General features: G+C 69.9%; 11 protein-coding genes. 4 read left to right on the forward strand and 7 right to left on the reverse strand.

Translation table 11 applies throughout. The features are described from left to right. Nucleotides 1-7: 7 nt before the first annotated feature. Both Q664_RS61715 and Q664_RS41150 read right to left on the reverse strand, forming a co-directional pair. Nucleotides 8-1,024, reverse strand: a complete 1,017-nt coding sequence (locus tag Q664_RS61715; protein ID WP_235217077.1) for an SCO family protein — start codon at nt 1,022-1,024, stop codon at nt 8-10. Nucleotides 1,025-1,132: 108 nt separating this feature from the next. Next, nucleotides 1,133-3,865: an ATP-binding protein gene (locus Q664_RS41150; protein WP_052519306.1), complete on the reverse strand. Its 2,733-nt coding sequence runs from the start codon at nt 3,863-3,865 to the stop codon at nt 1,133-1,135. A gap of 289 nt (nt 3,866-4,154) precedes the next feature. On the opposite strand from Q664_RS41150, the gene rpmG reads away from it, so the two are divergent. After that, nucleotides 4,155-4,319 carry a 50S ribosomal protein L33 gene (gene rpmG, locus Q664_RS41155; RefSeq protein WP_043409257.1) on the forward strand — a complete coding sequence of 55 codons (165 nt, stop codon included), beginning with the start codon at nt 4,155-4,157 and terminating at the stop codon, nt 4,317-4,319. Then, nucleotides 4,316-5,551: a zinc metallochaperone GTPase ZigA gene (gene zigA, locus Q664_RS41160; RefSeq protein WP_043409259.1), complete on the forward strand. Its 1,236-nt coding sequence runs from the start codon at nt 4,316-4,318 to the stop codon at nt 5,549-5,551. Before rpmG ends, zigA begins: the two co-directional genes overlap by 4 nt. Nucleotides 5,552-5,560: 9 nt before the next feature. Here zigA and Q664_RS41165 read toward each other — a convergent pair whose 3' ends face one another. Beyond that, complete coding sequence (locus Q664_RS41165; RefSeq protein ID WP_043409261.1) at nt 5,561-6,460, reverse strand: 1,4-dihydroxy-2-naphthoyl-CoA synthase; 900 nt, start codon at nt 6,458-6,460, stop codon at nt 5,561-5,563. Nucleotides 6,461-6,594: 134 nt separating this feature from the next. Between Q664_RS41165 and Q664_RS41170 the strand changes: the two genes are divergently transcribed. Together Q664_RS41170 and Q664_RS41175 are read left to right on the forward strand one after the other, a co-directional pair. Continuing rightward, nucleotides 6,595-9,390 (forward strand): TonB-dependent receptor domain-containing protein, encoded by a 2,796-nt coding sequence (locus Q664_RS41170; protein WP_043409264.1) that lies wholly within the window; start codon nt 6,595-6,597, stop codon nt 9,388-9,390. Between the two features lies 1 nt (nt 9,391). Next, nucleotides 9,392-10,708, forward strand: a complete 1,317-nt coding sequence (locus Q664_RS41175; RefSeq protein WP_043409267.1) for a hypothetical protein — start codon at nt 9,392-9,394, stop codon at nt 10,706-10,708. Nucleotides 10,709-10,711: 3 nt separating this feature from the next. Here the strand turns inward: Q664_RS41175 and Q664_RS41180 are convergent, their stop codons facing one another. The 4 genes from Q664_RS41180 to Q664_RS41195 all read right to left on the reverse strand — a co-directional run. Beyond that, nucleotides 10,712-11,431 (reverse strand): methyltransferase family protein, encoded by a 720-nt coding sequence (locus Q664_RS41180; protein WP_052519307.1) that lies wholly within the window; start codon nt 11,429-11,431, stop codon nt 10,712-10,714. A gap of 133 nt (nt 11,432-11,564) precedes the next feature. After that, nucleotides 11,565-12,242 carry a LolA-like protein gene (locus Q664_RS59595; protein WP_160174612.1) on the reverse strand — a complete coding sequence of 226 codons (678 nt, stop codon included), beginning with the start codon at nt 12,240-12,242 and terminating at the stop codon, nt 11,565-11,567. Nucleotides 12,243-12,255: 13 nt separating this feature from the next. After that, nucleotides 12,256-12,987 (reverse strand): hypothetical protein, encoded by a 732-nt coding sequence (locus Q664_RS41190; protein WP_152622631.1) that lies wholly within the window; start codon nt 12,985-12,987, stop codon nt 12,256-12,258. Between the two features lie 81 nt (nt 12,988-13,068). Beyond that, nucleotides 13,069-15,859, reverse strand: a 2,791-nt coding sequence (locus Q664_RS41195; protein ID WP_152622632.1) for a HEAT repeat domain-containing protein, incomplete at its 5' end; no start/stop codon positions are given.

The raw sequence follows: 15,859 nt of genomic DNA on the forward strand, positions 1-15,859 counted from the left end.
CGCGTGACTACGGCTCGTCCGCGCCCGGTGCGGAAACGGGGACGGTGAGTTGGACGGTGCCCGCCTTCTCGAAGTGCAGCGTGAGCGGCAGGCTCGCCGGCGCGTCCTGGAGGGCATACAGCATGAGGTGCTTGCCCCCCGGTGCCAGCTCGACACGGCCTTTCGCTGGCACCACGAAGCCCTCGGGCCTCGGATGCATCTGGAGCAACTCCCCCTGCGCGATGACCTCGTGCAACTCCACCCTCGCGGCGGTGGTGGACTCGGCGGAGACGAGCCGATCCTCCCGTCCGCTCGTATTCACCAGCGTGAGATAGACGGCCCCGACGCGAGCCGGTGTCAGCCTCGCGCGGGCCTTCTCCACCCGGACTCCGGCCGCGGGCGTCCCTTCCTCCGAGAGGAGCCGCTCGACCTCCTGCTGCAGCCGCTCGACGGACACGGTGTACGGCATGCGCGCGCGCAACGCGCCCGCCTTGTCGACGAGGAAGAAGGCCCCGGTATGGTCCACGGTGTAGGGCATGTCTCCGGTGAAGGGGTGCTCGCGGTAGCGCGCGCTGTCCGGGTAGCGGCGGGTGGCGGTGACGCGCCAGGCGGACAGCATGGGCGCGAGCGACTCCGCGTCCAGCCGCAGGCCCGTGAAGCGCGGGTTGAAGGCGTGCACGTACGTCTCCAACTGCTGGGCGCTGTCACGCTCGGGGTCCACCGAGACGAAGACGACCTCCACGTCCCGCGCGGCCTCGCCCAGCCGCTTGTGGAGGCGCTGGAGCTGCGACAACGTGGTGGGGCACACGTCCGGGCAGGCCGTGTAGCCGAAGGACAGCAGCACCACCTTGCCCCGCTGCTCGCTCAGCCGGAACATGCCGCCCGAGGCCCGGGGCGCTTCCAGCGTTGGAGCCGGCCGAACGGGCACCACCGCGAAGTCCTCGCCCCGCTCCTTGCGGCAACCCGCCACGAGCAGCACGGTGGCCAGTGCTGGCAGCAGCTTCCGCGCCCATCCCACCATTCCATGGACCCTGCGACCTCCCATCACGCGCCTCCCGGCCGGGCAGCCAAGGGGCTGAGTTAAGAGGGCGATGCCTCGCTGGCGAGCCCCCCTGGAGGACGAGGCTCCTGTCGGATTTCGCGCGAAGACTCCTCAGCTGTACGTGTGGGAGTCCTCCTCGGTCGACGTGGGGCTCAGCGGGATGCTGAAGCAGAACGTGGAGCCCTTGCCCGGGAGGCTCTCCAGCCAGATGCGGCCGCCATGTGCCTCGATGATCTGCCGGCTCAGGTGCAGCCCCAGGTACACCACTCCCGTGTAGCCCGGGGCCCCCGGAGGCAGTGGCTCATACAGGGGCTCGAAGACGTGGGGCTGGCGCTCCGGGGGAATCCCCGGCCCCTGGTCATGCACCGACACCACCGCCTCGCCGCCAACGCGCTTCACCCGGAGCTCCACCGGCCCGCCGGGAGGCGAATAGCGCACGGCGTTCTCCAGCAGGTGGGCCACGACCTCTCCCAGCAACTGGCGCTCGGCGTGGATGAAGAGCGCCTCCACGGCCTCGATGCGGATGGGATTCTCCGTGATGCGGGCGAACTTCTCCACCTGCTCCTTCACCAACGCGTGCAGCTCGAACCGCTGGCGCTCCAGCTTCGGGGGCCCGGGCGCCATCCGCACGGCCGCGAACAGGTGCTCCACCAGCCGGGAGATCCGCCGCGTGTTGCGCGCGATGGTGGTGAGCCCCTTCTGCTGCCGGGGGGTGAGCACCTCCAGGTTGAGCAGCAGCTCCGCCCACGTCTGGATGGACGTCACCGGCGTCTTCAGCTCGTGGGCCGCCGCCGACATGAACTCCTCGCGCAGCCTCAGGGCCGTGCGCAGCTCCTGGAACAGGCGGGCCTTCTCGATGGCCACGGCGAACAGCCGGCCCACCATGGCGTGGAACTCCAGCGCCCGGGTGGAGACGGGGCGGGGCTCCCGCGTGAAGTAGGACATGACCCCGACCAGCCGCTCGTGGGCGTGCAGCGGAATCGCCACCATGCCCCGGTAGCCTCCCTCCCGTGCCAGCCACCCGGAGCGCGTGGGGGCGCCTCCCTCGCGCACGTCCTCGACCACCTGGATGCGCTCCTCCCGGGCGGCCGTCGCGGTGAGCAGGGGCGCGTCGAATGGAATGCGGCGCAGCCCTTCCACCGCCGCCGCCGACAGTTGGTGCGAGGTGATCATCGACAGCTCCTCCCGCTCCGGATCCGCGAGCCACAACCCGATGCCGTCGGCCCCCAGGGCATGGAGGCTCTGCTCGATGACCACGCGGGCGATCCGCTCCAGCTCCATCTCGCTGACGAGCGCCTGGCCGATGCGCGAGAGCGCCAGCTCCCGCTCGAACATCCGTGACAGCTCCTGCTCCTCCTTCCGGCGCCGGGTGATGTCGCGCACCACCACCTCGCCGAAGAGGAGCCGCCCGGACGCATCCCGCACCGGAGCGCCATGCACGCTGAGCAGGCGATCCCGGCCATCCCGGCCGCGCAGGAGCACCTCCATGTCGGTGAACGTCTCTCCGGCCAGGGCTCGGCGGATGGGCAACTCCGCTGGCGTCATGGGGCGTCCGTCCGGATGCCGCACCTCCTGGAGCAGCAGGGCGCCCGCGGACGAGCCTCCCAGCTCCGAGCGCTCGCCGAGCCCGAGCAGCCGCAGGCCCGCGGGGTTGGCGTCCACCAGCCGTCCCTCCGGGGTGGTGAGGAAGATGGCATCCGGCACGCTGGCGATGATGGCGGCGAGCTGCTGGGCCTGGTGCTCGGCCTGTGCGCGCAGGGAATCCACCTCCACCTGGCGCCGGGCGAGGTGGGCCGCCATCTCGTTGAACGAGGCGCCGAGCTCCTCCAGCTCATCCCCCGTGGAGATGTGCACGCGCCGCCCCATCTCTCCTCGCCCCAGCGCCTGCGAGGCGCTCCGCAACTGCCGCACCGGCCGGCTGTAGAAGCGCGCCAGCACCGCGGCCAGCACGACGTTGAGCAGCAGGATGCAGCCAAAGGCCAAGAGCCGCGTCCGCGCCCGCTCGTGGAGCGGCGCCATGGCCACGTCGGTGGGGATCGTCACGCCCACCGCCCACGGGTAGCGGGGGACCGGGACGAAGGCCCCCAGGCGCTCGCCGCCCTGGAGCGGACTGGTGAACCGGGCCACCCGCGAGGGCGTGCCTCGCAGCGCCGCCCGGAGGGGCTCGAAGTGGGCGTAGGCGTTGCTCTCCTCGAAGGAGAGCTCGGGATTGCCGGTGTGGAAGGCCAACCGGCCGTTCTGGTCCGCCAGGAAGAGCGCCTGCCCCGGCTGGAGCCGGGCGCCCACATAGCGCTGCTCCAGCAGATCCGTGCGCAGCACCACGTTGAAGACGGCGATCGGCTGCCCGTCAGCTCCCCGGATGGGCGTGCTCACCAGCAGGCCCGTGCGGATGGGACGCCGCAGCTCGAGCACCTCGGAGATGACCGGGGCGTTGGTGGCCAGCACCTTCTGGAAGTACGGACGATCGCCTATCCAGAGCCGGGGCTCGTCCGGCACGGTGGGATTACTCCAGCCACGGTTGATGCCCGCGGCATCGAAGACGGCCACGGAGTCATAGAGTGGACTCTGCGCGGCCAGCTCCTTCAGGTGGGGATCCAACTGCTCCGGATCCAGGGTCCGCAACAGCGGATCCTTGGACACGGCCCAACCAAAACTGATGGCGGCATCCAGCGTCTCCGAGGCCTGCCCGGCAACGGCCTGGGCCGTCATGAACTGGACGTCGAGGATGTCCTGCTGCGTCCGGTCCAGGTCGGACAACAGATCCGCGAGCAGCAAGCCCAGCACCGGCAGGAGCACGATGATGAACGCGACCAGCAGCTTGGCGTGGATGCGCAGGTGAAGCATGTCCGCTCTGGTTCGCTGGCTTCCTCGGCAGAAGGTTGGTTCTCAGGATTCGAGCAAGGTGTGGCCTCGGCCCTCGCCTGTCCACTCCCCCCATTCACGCGGCATGCCGCTCCGACTGCAAACTTCCGGTGCGGCCGGGGAAGGCGTTTGTCATTGCAACCCAAGCGGGGGCGAGGAGGTGCACGGGAAGTCACCGCCTCTCGTGTGCCCGGCCGGCCTCCGGCCCACCGGCGCCTTGTGTTGCAACTGAGTTGCATATGTAGGTCCGTGGCGATAGAAGCGTTCCACCATGCCAAAAGGCAACCGAACCATCATCTACCTGGTGTCCACCGCGGGCACTGGCCACTACTACACGACGACGAAGAACAAGCGCTCCACGCAGGAGAAGCTGGAGAAGAAGAAGTACGATCCTCGCGTGCGCAAGCACGTGGTGTACCGGGAGGGCAAACCGTGAGGGACGGACGTCTGCCCGTCACCGTGCTCTCGGGCTTCCTGGGCGCGGGGAAGACGACGCTGCTCAACCACGTGCTCAACAACCGGGAGGGCCGGCGCGTCGCCGTCATCGTCAACGACATGAGCGAGGTGAACATCGACGCCCGGCTGGTGAAGGGCGGGGCCTCGCTGTCGCGCGTGGACGAGAAGCTGGTGGAGATGAGCAACGGCTGCATCTGCTGCACGCTGCGCGAGGATCTGCTGGTGGAGGTGGGACGGCTGGCGCGCGAGGGGCGCTTCGATCACCTGCTCATCGAGTCCACCGGCATCTCCGAGCCCATGCCGGTGGCGGAGACGTTCACCTTCGCGGACGAGCAGGGCCGGAGCCTGGCGGACGTGGCCCGGCTGGACACCCTGGTGACGGTGGTGGATGCCTTCAACTTCCTGAAGGACTGGGAGGACACCGGGGAATTGCGCGAGCGCGGGCTCGCCGCCGGCCAGGAGGACGAGCGCACGGTGGTGGATCTGCTGGTGGAGCAGGTGGAGTTCGCGGACGTGCTGGTGCTCAACAAGACGGACCTGGTGTCACCGGAGCGGTTGGGGGAGCTGGAGTCCATCCTCCGTCAGCTCAACCCGGGGGCGCGGCTCGTGCGCTCGCGGCACGGCCAGGTGCCGCTGTCCGAGGTGCTGGAGACGGGGCTCTTCGACATGGAGAAGGCCCAGCGCGCCCCTGGCTGGCTCCAGACGCTGCGCGGCGAGGCCCTTCCCGAGACCGAGGAGTACGGAATCGGGAGCTTCGTCTTCCGCGCGCGCCGTCCCTTCCACCCCGGGCGCCTCTGGGAGTTCATCCACGGGAGCTGGAAGGGCCTGCTGCGCTCCAAGGGCTTCTTCTGGTTGGCCACGCGCATGGACGTGACGGGCGTGTGGGCCCAGGCGGGCGGGGCCTGTGCCTTCGAGCCCGCGGGGCTGTGGTGGGACGCCGTGCCCCGGGAGGAGTGGCCCGAGGAGCCCGAGAGCCGCGCCGAGCTCGAGCGGGAGATGCAGGCTCCCTGGGGCGACAGGCGCCAGGAGCTCGTCTTCATCACCCGCCAGGTGGACCAGGCGCTGCTGCGCGCGGCACTCGAGGAGTGTCTGCTCACCGGCGAGGAAATGGCCCCGGGCCCGGCGGGCTGGAGCCAGCTCGAGGATCCCTTCCCACCCTGGGTGATGGTGGGCGAGGAAGGGGATGAACCGTCCGCCGGGGACGTGGCCTGAGCCGCTGAATCAGTAGTGCCAGGGGAAGCGCTTGTAGTTCTTGTCGCGCTTCTCCAGGAAGGAGTCGCGGCCCTCCTGGGCCTCCTCGGTGCCGTAGGCGAGCCGCGTCGCCTCGCCCGCGAAGAGCTGCTGGCCCACCATGCCGTCGTCGGGCAGGTTGAAGCCGTACTTGAGCATGCGCATGGCCGTGGGGCTCTTGTCGTTGATGATCCGCGCCCACTCCAGCGCCGTGTCCTCGAGCTGCGCGTGCGGCACGGAGGCGTTGATGGCGCCCATGGCGGCGGCCTGGTCCGCCGTGTACTCCAGGCCCAGGAAGAAGATCTCCCGCGCCTTCTTCTGGCCCACCTGCCGCGCCAGCAGCGCCGAGCCGTAGCCGCTGTCGAAGCTCGCCACGTCCGCATCCGTCTGCTTGAACATGGCGTGCTCCTTGCTGGCCAGCGTCATGTCGCACACCACGTGCAGGCTGTGCCCGCCGCCCGCGGCCCACCCGGGCACCACGGCGATGACGATCTTCGGCATGAAGCGGATGAGCCGCTGCACCTCGAGGATGTGCAGCCGGCCCATGCGGCCCACGTCCGGCTTGTTGGCCGCGTCACCCTCGTACTTGTAGCCGTCCTTGCCGCGGATGCGCTGATCTCCCCCCGAGCAGAACGCCCAGCCGCTGTCCTTGGGCGAGGGGCCGTTGCCGGTGATGAGCACGCAGCCCACGTCGGTCGTCACGCGGGCGTCCTCCAGCGCGGTGTACAGCTCGTCCACCGTCTTGGGCCGGAAGGCATTGCGCACCTCGGGCCGGTTGAAGGCGATGCGCACCGTGCCGTGCTCCACGGAGCGGTGGTAGGTGATGTCCTCGAACTTGAAGCCTTCCACCTCGCGCCAGCGCGCGGGATTGAAGAGGGCGGAAACGGTCATGGTCGTGACTCCTGGAAGGGGCCGCGACCCTAGTGACGCCCGCCCCGAGCGTCAATCGAGGCCCGTGTGCACGGAGACGGGTGGCAAGCAATGGGTGACAAGGAAGGGCGGGGCATGGTTGTAGGGAGGGCATCATGCGCTCCCGTGCTCTTCTCCGCGCGTTCCTCCTCGTGGTCCTGGCCGGAGGCGTGCTCCTGTGGCCCCGGCCCGGAGTAGCCCAGGGTCTTCCTCCCACTACCGGCGAGCAGCGCGCCGTGGAGGTGGACGTGCACGCCACCGACGCGGGCACCACGCTCTCCGCCGAGGACGCCCGGCGGTTGGGGCTCGCCACGGATGGGGGCGAGGCCACGCTGATGCCGCCGGTGCTGCTCCAGGAGTCCCCCGCTGCGTACCCCGAGGGCCTGGAGGGCGTGGACGGCGAGGTGGTGCTGGAACTGCGCGTGGACGAGCAGGGCGGGGTGGTGGAGGTGTACGTCACGGGAGGCACGCGGGAAAAGGCGCTGGTGGCGTCCGCCGTGGCCGCGGCGAAGGGGCTGCGCTTCTCGCCCGCGACGCTCGGGGGCCAGCCGGTGTCGGTGCGCCTGCCCTTCGTCTACCGCTTCGAGGCGCCCCTGCCCGAGTCCTTCATGAGCCACCTCGCGGGCATGGTGCGCGCGAAGGGCACGCGCCGGCCGCTCGTGGGCGCGGCCGTCTTCCTCGACGGGAGCACCACCCCCGCGGCCACCACGGACTCCGACGGGCGCTTCTCCCTGAAGACGCTTCCCGGAGACCACCGGCTGGAGGTCCGCGCGCCCGGCCATGCGCCGGAGCGCTTCGAGGAAGTGCTCGTCCAGGGCGAGACGCTGGAGGTGCTCTACCGGCTGGAGCCCCTGGTGGTGAATCCCTACGAGACGGTGGTGCGCGACGAGCGCGAGCGCACCGAGGTGTCTCGCATCACCCTGCACGAGCAGGAGCTGCGCGAGGTGCCCGGCACGGTGGGAGATCCGTTCCGCGTGGTGATGCTGATGCCGGGCGTGGGCAGCCTCGCCTCGGGCATCTCGTACCCGGTGGTGCGCGGCAGCCAGCCGGCGGCCACCGGCTTCTTCCTGGATGGGGTGCGCATCCCCATGCTGTACCACCTGCTGCTCGGGCCCGCGGTGGTGCACCCGGACTTCATCGACTCCATCGACTTCTACGTGGGCGTGCCACCAGCGCAGTACGGGCGGCTGCTGGGCGGCGCGGTGGAGGGGCGCATCAGCCGGCCCCGCGAGGACCGGCTGCACTACACCGTCTACGCGGACCTGCTCAACAGCGGCGGCTTCGTCGAGTACCCCTTCGCCTCCACCGGCACCAGCGTCAGCGTGGCGGGCCGGGTGAGCTACGCGGGGCTGGCGATCGTGCCCCTGGCCGAGGCCCTCAATCAGGCGGGCTCGGAGTACTCCCGCTCGCGCGCGAGCTTCTGGGACTATCAGGCCCGGGTGGAGCAGAAGCTGGGGCAGGGGCGTTTGCGGCTCTTCGCCCTGGGCAGCTCCGACGACTTCGGCTCGACGCCCATTCCGGACATGGCCCACAAGGAGGGCTTTGGCGTCCACACCACGTTCCACCGGGTGGATCTGCGCGGCACGCACCCGCTGGCCGGTGGCGAGGCGGAGCTGGGCGTCACCTGGGGCGTGGATGACTTCGGGTTCATCGGCGAGCGCACCGTGGCGCGTCCCCCGGGCATCGGGGTGGAGCGCGTGGGCGAGTACACGCTGCGTCAGATGAGCGTCTCCGCCCGGGCGCGCTGGCAGCGGCGCTTCTCCGACTCGCTGGAGCTCTCCGCGGGCGCGGACGTGGAGCACCGGCGAGCGGCCATCGTCCTCCGGGGTACGGGGCTCGCTCCGGGCCAGCGCGAGGACACACTGAGCGATGATCCCTTCCAGAGCCCCTCGTCGCTGGCCACCTTCAGTGGTGGGTGGACGCAGCTCGTGTGGAGGCCGTCATCCCCCTGGACGGTGTCGGCGGGCCTGCGCGCGGACGCCTACCACCTGGTGCCGGGTATCACCCACCCGGCGCTGGAGCCCCGGTTGGCGGTGCGCCATGCGCTCTCGGAGTCCCTCACCCTCAAGGCCGGCGCGGGCCTCTTCCACCAGCCTCCCACGGTGCTGCTGCACGTGCCCGTGCTGGACACCTCGGGCCTGCGCTACGGGCTCCAGCAGGGCATGCAGGTGGACGTGGGCGCCGAGTGGAAGCCCGTCCAGGGGTGGGAGGTGGGCGTGGATGTCTTCTACAACCCGCTGCGGCGCACGGTGGAGTTCGACCTCACCGAGGTGGCCCTCGAGCGCCGCCGGATGGGGCTGATGGGGCCGGACCCGGCCGAGAGTGGCTACGCCTACGGCGCGGAGTTGATGGTGCGCCACCCGCTCGGCGACAACTGGTTCGGCTGGGTCTCCTACAGCTTCCTGCGCAGCAGGCGTCACCAGCGCTTCGCCCGCTTCGACGCCGAGGGCAACGTGGTGGAGTGGACGCGGGCGTCGCTGCCCTTCGCCTTCGAGCAGGAGCACGTCCTCAACGCCGCGCTCAGTTACAAGCTCGGCAGGAGCATCACCCTGGGCGCGGTGGTGCACTTCAACACCGGCCGTCCCGAGTCCGGGGAGATCACCTCCAAGACGATGTCCGCGCGCTTCGACGAGACGGGCAATCCCCTCTGGGTGCGCCAGGACGTGGACCGTGCCGGGCGGCTGCCTCCCTTCTTCCGCGTGGACTTCCGCGCCGCGAAGAGTTGGGCCCTGGAGGACCTCACGTTGGATGTCTATCTGGACATCCTCAACGTGTCCTTCCAGAGGGAGATATACGGCTACATGTATGGCTTCTCGGATCCGAAGGAGACGGGCGGCAGGCGCGAGCACGTGCGTGAGCCGGTGACCCTTCCCCTCATCATTCCCATGCTCGGCCTGAAGGCGACCTACTGACATGCGCTCTTCCTTCCGCCACCTCCTTCCCCTCGCCGCGTTGCTCGCCGGGTGCCAGCTGTACCCGGAGGATCCGCTCTTCGCCTACGGGCAGATGTCGCGCGCGGATGGCACGCCTGCCTCGGGTGCCACGCTCTCCTTCGAGCGGGCGCTCTCGTACCGGCCGGGGCCATACCCCACGCTGATCCCCCCGGACTTCTCCCCGCACGCCACCGCCACCACGAGAGCGGACGGGGCCTACATCCTGGAGCTGGTCGCGGGCGCCACCGTCGAGCGTGTCATGACCGAGGCGGGGCCCGACTTACGCCTCTACCGCTTCCGCGCCGTCTCGCCGGTGGAGGAGGGCCGGGCCGCCATCCTCTCGTTCTTGCTCCTGGGCGGGGATGTGGAGCTTCCGCCTCTGCGGCCCTGGGTGGCGGACCTGTCCGTGGGGGAGGGCGCCGAGGGCCGTCCCTCGGTGTCCTTCGCGCCCATGCCGCTCCGGCCGGAGCCTCCGCCCACCGGGACGTGGCAGTCCTCCTCGCACCCGCAGACGGGCGAGCCCATCTACGACTTAGGCACGATCCCCCATCCCGTGGTGCAACTCGTCCACGGGGGCGCGGTGCTCTGGCAGGAGGAAGTGGAGGGCTCGCCCTGGACGGTGGCCCCCTGGCTGCGTGAGGACTTCGAGGGGCTCGAGGTGATGGTGCGCGCGCAGACGACGGGGGACTGGAGGTTCACGCCGCTCGGGGGAAGGGGCAGCTCGCTGGGATACCGGTTGGAGTGGCGCAGCGAGCGCCTGCCCATGCCGGGGGCCGGGTTGCGTCCCGTCAGCCGGGGCGCTTCGTGCGAGCCCCTGCCCGCGGGCGCCACGGTGTGCCCGTGGACCGATGGGCAGCTCGCCTCGGTGAAGCTCCCGCTCGTCTCCACCCAGCCCGAGAAGTGGCCGGAGGAGCTACGCCTCACCTTGGCGGCTCCGGCCCGCCCGTCCCGCATCGTCCTTCGGGGGCTGGCCGCCGATTACTTCAACAGCCCGGTGAAGCGGTTGTTCATCGAGGGCAGCGAGGATGGCGAGCGGTGGGTGTCCCTCGGTGAGGTGGTCCGCCCCGCGCTGGACGGCGTGGAGCGGGCCGGCTATCGGGATCACCGGGAGGTGGATTGGGCCGGGGACAATCCGTTGGATCCGGCGCTTCAGGTGGACCTGGCGGCCAATCTCTACCTGGAGGGGGCGCTGCGCACGGAGGTGGCGGTGCGTCACGTGCGCCTGCGGGGTGTGCTCGCGGGGAGCACCCGCCCCATCGAGCTCAAGGCCCTTCGGGAAGTGTCCCTCTTCGAGTAGGCGCTACCAGATACCCGGCACGAGCCGGTAGCGCGTCCGCTGCGTGTATTCGGTGTAGCCGGGCAGCTCGCGCTGGAGGGTGCGGTCCTCGAGCGCGGTGCGGAGGATGAACGCGGCCATGGCGATGCTGGCGGGCACGTACGCCCACAGCGAGCCGAAGACGAGCGGCCAGGCCACCAGCATCATCAGGAGCCCGACGTACATGGGGTGGCGCACGAAGCGGTAGGGGCCCGTGGTGATGACCCGGTGGTCGCGGTCCTTCTGCACGCGCACCGTCGACTCCAGATGCGGGTTGGCGGCGAAGGACCACAGGATGGGGACCTGTCCCAGCACGTGCAGCAGCACACCCGCGGGCATGCACCACGCGGGCAGCGCGGACCAGCCGTAGCGCCCGGTGTCGAGCCCCGCCACCACCGTCATCGTCAGCAGCATGGCCAGGTAGGTGTGGGTGATGCGCCGGTCGAACGGCTTGGTGTCCTCGCGCTCCTTCCACCGCTCCTGGTTCAACACGGGGTTGAGCACGCGCGTGCCATAGGCGTTGGCCGCGAGGCTGAAGACGATGAGTCCCGCGAACACCCAACCCTCCTTCCAGTCGAGCCGGCCCGCGGAGAGGAAGAGCAGCGCGCCCATGGCGAGCAGGCTGAGGGTCACCAGCAAGGACTGGGGCAGGGCTCTCTTCTTGGCGGTGGCGACTTCAGGGGGAATCGCGGGGTTTTGCTGCATGACGGCTTCTCCTGGGAAGGCGCGCATCATGTCCGAGGAGGCCACGCGAGTGGGAGTGCTCGTCCCGTCATGAAGGTGGGCCCGCTCGGATGGGGAGCGGGCGACCGGGCCGGCAGGAGGAGCGCCAGGGCACTCAGGGCTTCTTGGTCGGAGGGGTGCCCTTCTTCTTCGGCTTTGGAGTGGGCGCCGGCTCGTCTTCGTGGCGCAGGTTCTTCTCGTCCACCTTGGTGAAACCCGCGGGGAACTGGACGAACGCATCCTCCACCGGGCCTTCCCGGAGGTCGCGCAGCTCGATGCCCTCGCCCTTCTCCAGGGTGAGCCGCACCAGGGTGCTGAGCTTCGGATCCACCCAGAGCGTCGCGGTGTACGTCGTCTGGTCCCGGTTGGTCTGGACGAGCCGCCACTTCACGGTCGGACGCCCCACGGCCGTTTCCTCACCCTCGCGGGTGCACTTCAGGGTGGGCTCCTTGCCGCAAGGATTACCGCTCGCATCGGTCAGGATGAGGGACAGGGGGAAATCCAGACTCCGGGTGAAGGCGCTCTCGATGGCCACCTTCTCCGGCGGGATGAGGATCCACGTCTTGCCCTGACTGAAGTCCAGGAGGATGCCCCCGAGCTCGTCGCCCGAGCGGAAGTTCATCATGTCCCCGCGCACGGTGAGCCGCTGCTTGCTGGGCATGTCCTTGCCGCCCGGGGCGATGTTCACGAGGGTGGCGGTGAAGCTCCGCATGCTGGCTGCCTCCGGTGTCTGGGCGAGCGCCAGGGGCGCGGTGAAGAGGATGGCTCCGGACAACCAGTACATCGAACGCATGATGTCTCCCATGTCAGTCCTTGAAGTCCGCTCGGGTCCAGGTGCGCTCGGCGAGCCGCTGTTTGACGAGCTTGATGTACGGCTTCGCGCCGCTGTAGGTCACGTTCTCGTCCCCGTCGTACCAGTCACCCGAGAACCAGGCGCCGATGCAGCCCCACTCGTCGCCCTTGTCGTAGCCGCCCTGCTTGTAGGGGCTGTTCATCCAGGTGAAATCGCCCTCGTAGCAGGCGCGCCGCCAGGCCAGCGCGTAGTCCACGCCGTAGGCCGTGCTGTCCTTCGTATAGGGGTGGGTGCCCGCGTGCACCGAGCTCCGCACCTGCATGATGCCGAAGGTGGACCAGTCTTCTCCCACTTCGTCCTGCCGCCACCCGCTCTCCAGCACCGCCACCGCGCGGACGATGTCCTCGTCCAGGCCCCACTTGCAGGCGCCCCACTGGATGATCTCATCCGTGGTGCCGGTGAAGTCGCCGTCGATCCTCCAGGCGTACTGGGAGTTGAACTCGTCGCTGGCCCCGTCGATGCGGACGCCGGACTTGCCCCGCGTCTGGTTTGCCGTGGCGTTTCCGGGACGAGGCTCCCACGAGGAGCGCCGCACCCGGGTGGCGCACTCGGCCGCGGAGGGCAGGGGAGTGCCGGGTGGCAGCGTGGCGAAGTAGCCCTCCACCGCCGGGCCTTCACCTCCACAGGCTTGCAGCAACGCGAACAGCACTACCACCGACACGGTGACCGGACGAGCAGGGCCCATGGCCCCATCATACCCGGTCACCTCCCGGGTTGCAGACAGGCGCACTCGAGCGGCAGTCGCGCCACTGGCGAACCGACACGCTCAGGGGGCCGGGGGCCGCGCCTGCTCCGCGCGCCACCGGTCCTGGAGCCGGGTGACGAATTCGTCGCTGACGGTGTGGTCCCGCGTTTCCGCCGCGTGCTCCACCAGATGGTCCTGCACCTCCAGGGCCACCTCCGGCTCCAGCAGCTTCGCCAGCAGGAAGTACACGCCCCGGAAGCGCGGATCATCCTGGTGCTCGAGGATGCGCTCGTTGTCCTTCCCCAGGAATGTCTGGGCGATGAAGAAGTCCCACAGCTTGTCGTGACGGAAGTGCCACTCGCGCCCCTCTTGTCCATCCGGACGCCGCCACTGCCGGCGCACCACCAGCTTGTAGGCCTCCATCTTCTGCAATTCCTTGTCGAAGTCCTTCTCCGGGATGGCGCTCCGGTCCTGCAGCCGCATCTGGTAGGCCTCCTCCGAGAAGGTCTTCAGCGGGAACTCCGTCAGGTTCTTCTCCTGGTAGTCCCGCGCCATCAGCTCGTACTGCTGCTCCTGCAGGTGGAACAGGTCCGGCGCGTGTCCCGCCGCCAGCATCTGCGCCACCAGCGTGAGGTCCATGGGGTTGCTGAGCACCTCCAGCATTTCCCGGCGCAGTTCCTCGGGCTGCTCGGGGGTGAGCGCCAATGACAGGAAGTGCTCGCACACCTCGCGGTACGCCTCTCCCCTCAACCGCGCGCCATCTCCCAGCAGGGGCTCGCGGCTGAAGAGGAAGTCGCGCACCTGCTCCTCGGTGAGCGGCTGCAGCTCGTACCTGTCCGCCGTGGCCGGCGGCGTCCACTCCATCCGCTGCGTCGCCAGCAGGATGTTGCCGTGGAACCTCGGCTCCACGAATCCCACGATTCGCGACCGCGTGTCCGCCGACACCTCGTTGAGCCCGTCGATGTAGATGTCCAGCGCCCCGCTGTAGATGATGCTTTGCAGGAAGCTGGTGTCCCTCGCCTGTCCTTCCAGCTTCGCCTGGATGGCCTCGAGCACGCCCTCCTTGCACCGCACCGCTGGCAGGTACACCGCGAGCCGCTTCGAGCGGCTCAGCAGGTAGCGGATGAACATCGACTTGCCCAGCCCCGAGGCTCCCTCCAGCAGCACCAGGCCTTCCAGCCGGGGAAGGGCCCGCAACAGGGGCACGCGTTGTCCCGTGGCCATCACGCGCACCTCGGAGCGCTCGAAGTAGGCCTCCGGAGAGAAGCGCCCCAGGTCCGCGTCCGCCACCAGCAGCCGCTGGAAGGGCGCCAGCAGCCGCCGCCTCAAGAACGGCACCCACGTGAGCAGCACCCCCACGTACCCCAGGCCCAGCAGCCGGCGCACCCATGGGTTCCAGAAGAACACCGCCTGCACCTTCGTCGAGCGAGGGTAGAAGAAGATGAGCAACAGCCAGAAGCCGGCATGCGCCGCCAGCACCCCCGCCACCTTCCTCGCCGGCACGAGGGACTTCCGGGAGATGGAGTCGAGGGCGGCGCGCACGCTCGCCGCGTGCTGGGGCTGGGAGCCGCGCAGGTTCTTCTCGTGCTGCTCCAGCAGCGCGCGGTCGCTCGCCTGCCACCGGCCCCGCCCGAGCATCGCCACCTGGGCGATCTGCTGCGACAGCTCGTCGGCCAGCACGGGGAACTGCTCGGCCTGGGGCCAGAGCGTGGCGAAGTCCCGCAGGGTGGCCCTCGCCTCCTCGAGGGTGAGCCCCTCGGCCGAGGGCAGCTGCGCGGACGCCCGGCCTCCGAGCCACCGCAGCGCGCGCTCCGACTCGGGCGCGCCTCCGCCCAGGCCATGCGCCCGTGCCAACCACCGGGCGCGCTCGGAGCGCTCCCCGCCCTTCTCCGCGGCCAGGAACGCGATGTACGGGGGCTCCAACGGGATCATGGAGATGATGGCGGCCCAGGCAGGGTCTTGGAGGATGTCGTGATCCATAATCTCCGCGTGAGCGATGAGGACGGGGAGCTGCTCCCGGGCCCCCAGCCTCCCCAGGGCCTCCGCCGCATCCTTCTGAACGGAACGGGCCGGGTCGTCCAGCAGCCCGGCGATCTGGGGGGCGTACTCCCGGGCCCCCATCCTCGCCAGGGCCCTCACCGCCGCTCGGCGGACCTCCAGGTCCGGGTCCTCGAGCAACCGGGCGACGCGCGGGGCCTGCTCCCGGGCGACCTCGCGCATCATCCCCAGGGTCTGCGCCGCCCTGGCACGCGTGGTCGGGAGCGGATCCTCTAGCAGCTCGACGAGCCGGGGAAGCCATGGTCTGGCCACCTCGCCCAGCCTCCCCACGGACGTCGCTGAGAGCGACTCCCACCCACTTACCCCCAGAATCTTCGGGTCCCTCAACAGCTCGACGAGCCGGGGGACGTAATCCCTGGCGGCCTCGCCCATGAACCCCAGGGTGAACGCCGCGTCGTCGCGGATACTCCAGTCCGGGTCATCCAGCAGCGCGCCGAGGAGGGGCGCCTGCTCCGGGGCGACCACGCCCTTCCTGGCCAGGTTCGCCAGGGCCTCTGTCGCTATCGCACGCACATCCCCATCCGGGTCCTTCAGCCGCTCGCCGAGCGCGGGGAGCGCGTCCCGGGCAGTGGTGCCCATGCGCATCAGGGCCAGCGTCGCCCACCCCCGCGTGTCCTCGTCCGGGCTCTTCGACAGACTGACCAGGCGTGGCACCTGCTCCCGAGCGGCCTCGCCCATGTTCCCCAGGGCCAACGCCACCGATTGGCGCACATCCGCGGACGGATCCTTCAGCAGCCGGTCGACGAGGAGGGGCGCCTGCTCCCGAGCGGCCTCGCCCATGAACCCCAGGGCCAGCGCCGCCGTCTGGCGCACA

Source organism: Archangium violaceum Cb vi76 (assembly GCF_000733295.1).
Taxonomy (GTDB): Bacteria; Myxococcota; Myxococcia; order Myxococcales; family Myxococcaceae; genus Archangium; species Archangium violaceum.

Bases quoted from the DNA above. Each gene is read 5' to 3' on its own strand.
- Q664_RS61715 (WP_235217077.1), bottom strand. From the start codon at position 1,024: ATGGGAGGTCGCAGGGTCCATGGAATGGTGGGATGGGCGCGGAAGCTG.
- Q664_RS41150 (WP_052519306.1), bottom strand. From the start codon at position 3,865: ATGCTTCACCTGCGCATCCACGCCAAGCTGCTGGTCGCGTTCATCATC.
- rpmG (WP_043409257.1), top strand. From the start codon at position 4,155: ATGCCAAAAGGCAACCGAACCATCATCTACCTGGTGTCCACCGCGGGC.
- Q664_RS41165 (WP_043409261.1), bottom strand. From the start codon at position 6,460: ATGACCGTTTCCGCCCTCTTCAATCCCGCGCGCTGGCGCGAGGTGGAA.
- Q664_RS41170 (WP_043409264.1), top strand. From the start codon at position 6,595: ATGCGCTCCCGTGCTCTTCTCCGCGCGTTCCTCCTCGTGGTCCTGGCC.
- Q664_RS41175 (WP_043409267.1), top strand. From the start codon at position 9,392: ATGCGCTCTTCCTTCCGCCACCTCCTTCCCCTCGCCGCGTTGCTCGCC.
- Q664_RS41180 (WP_052519307.1), bottom strand. From the start codon at position 11,431: ATGCAGCAAAACCCCGCGATTCCCCCTGAAGTCGCCACCGCCAAGAAG.
- Q664_RS59595 (WP_160174612.1), bottom strand. From the start codon at position 12,242: ATGCGTTCGATGTACTGGTTGTCCGGAGCCATCCTCTTCACCGCGCCC.
- Q664_RS41190 (WP_152622631.1), bottom strand. From the start codon at position 12,987: ATGGGCCCTGCTCGTCCGGTCACCGTGTCGGTGGTAGTGCTGTTCGCG.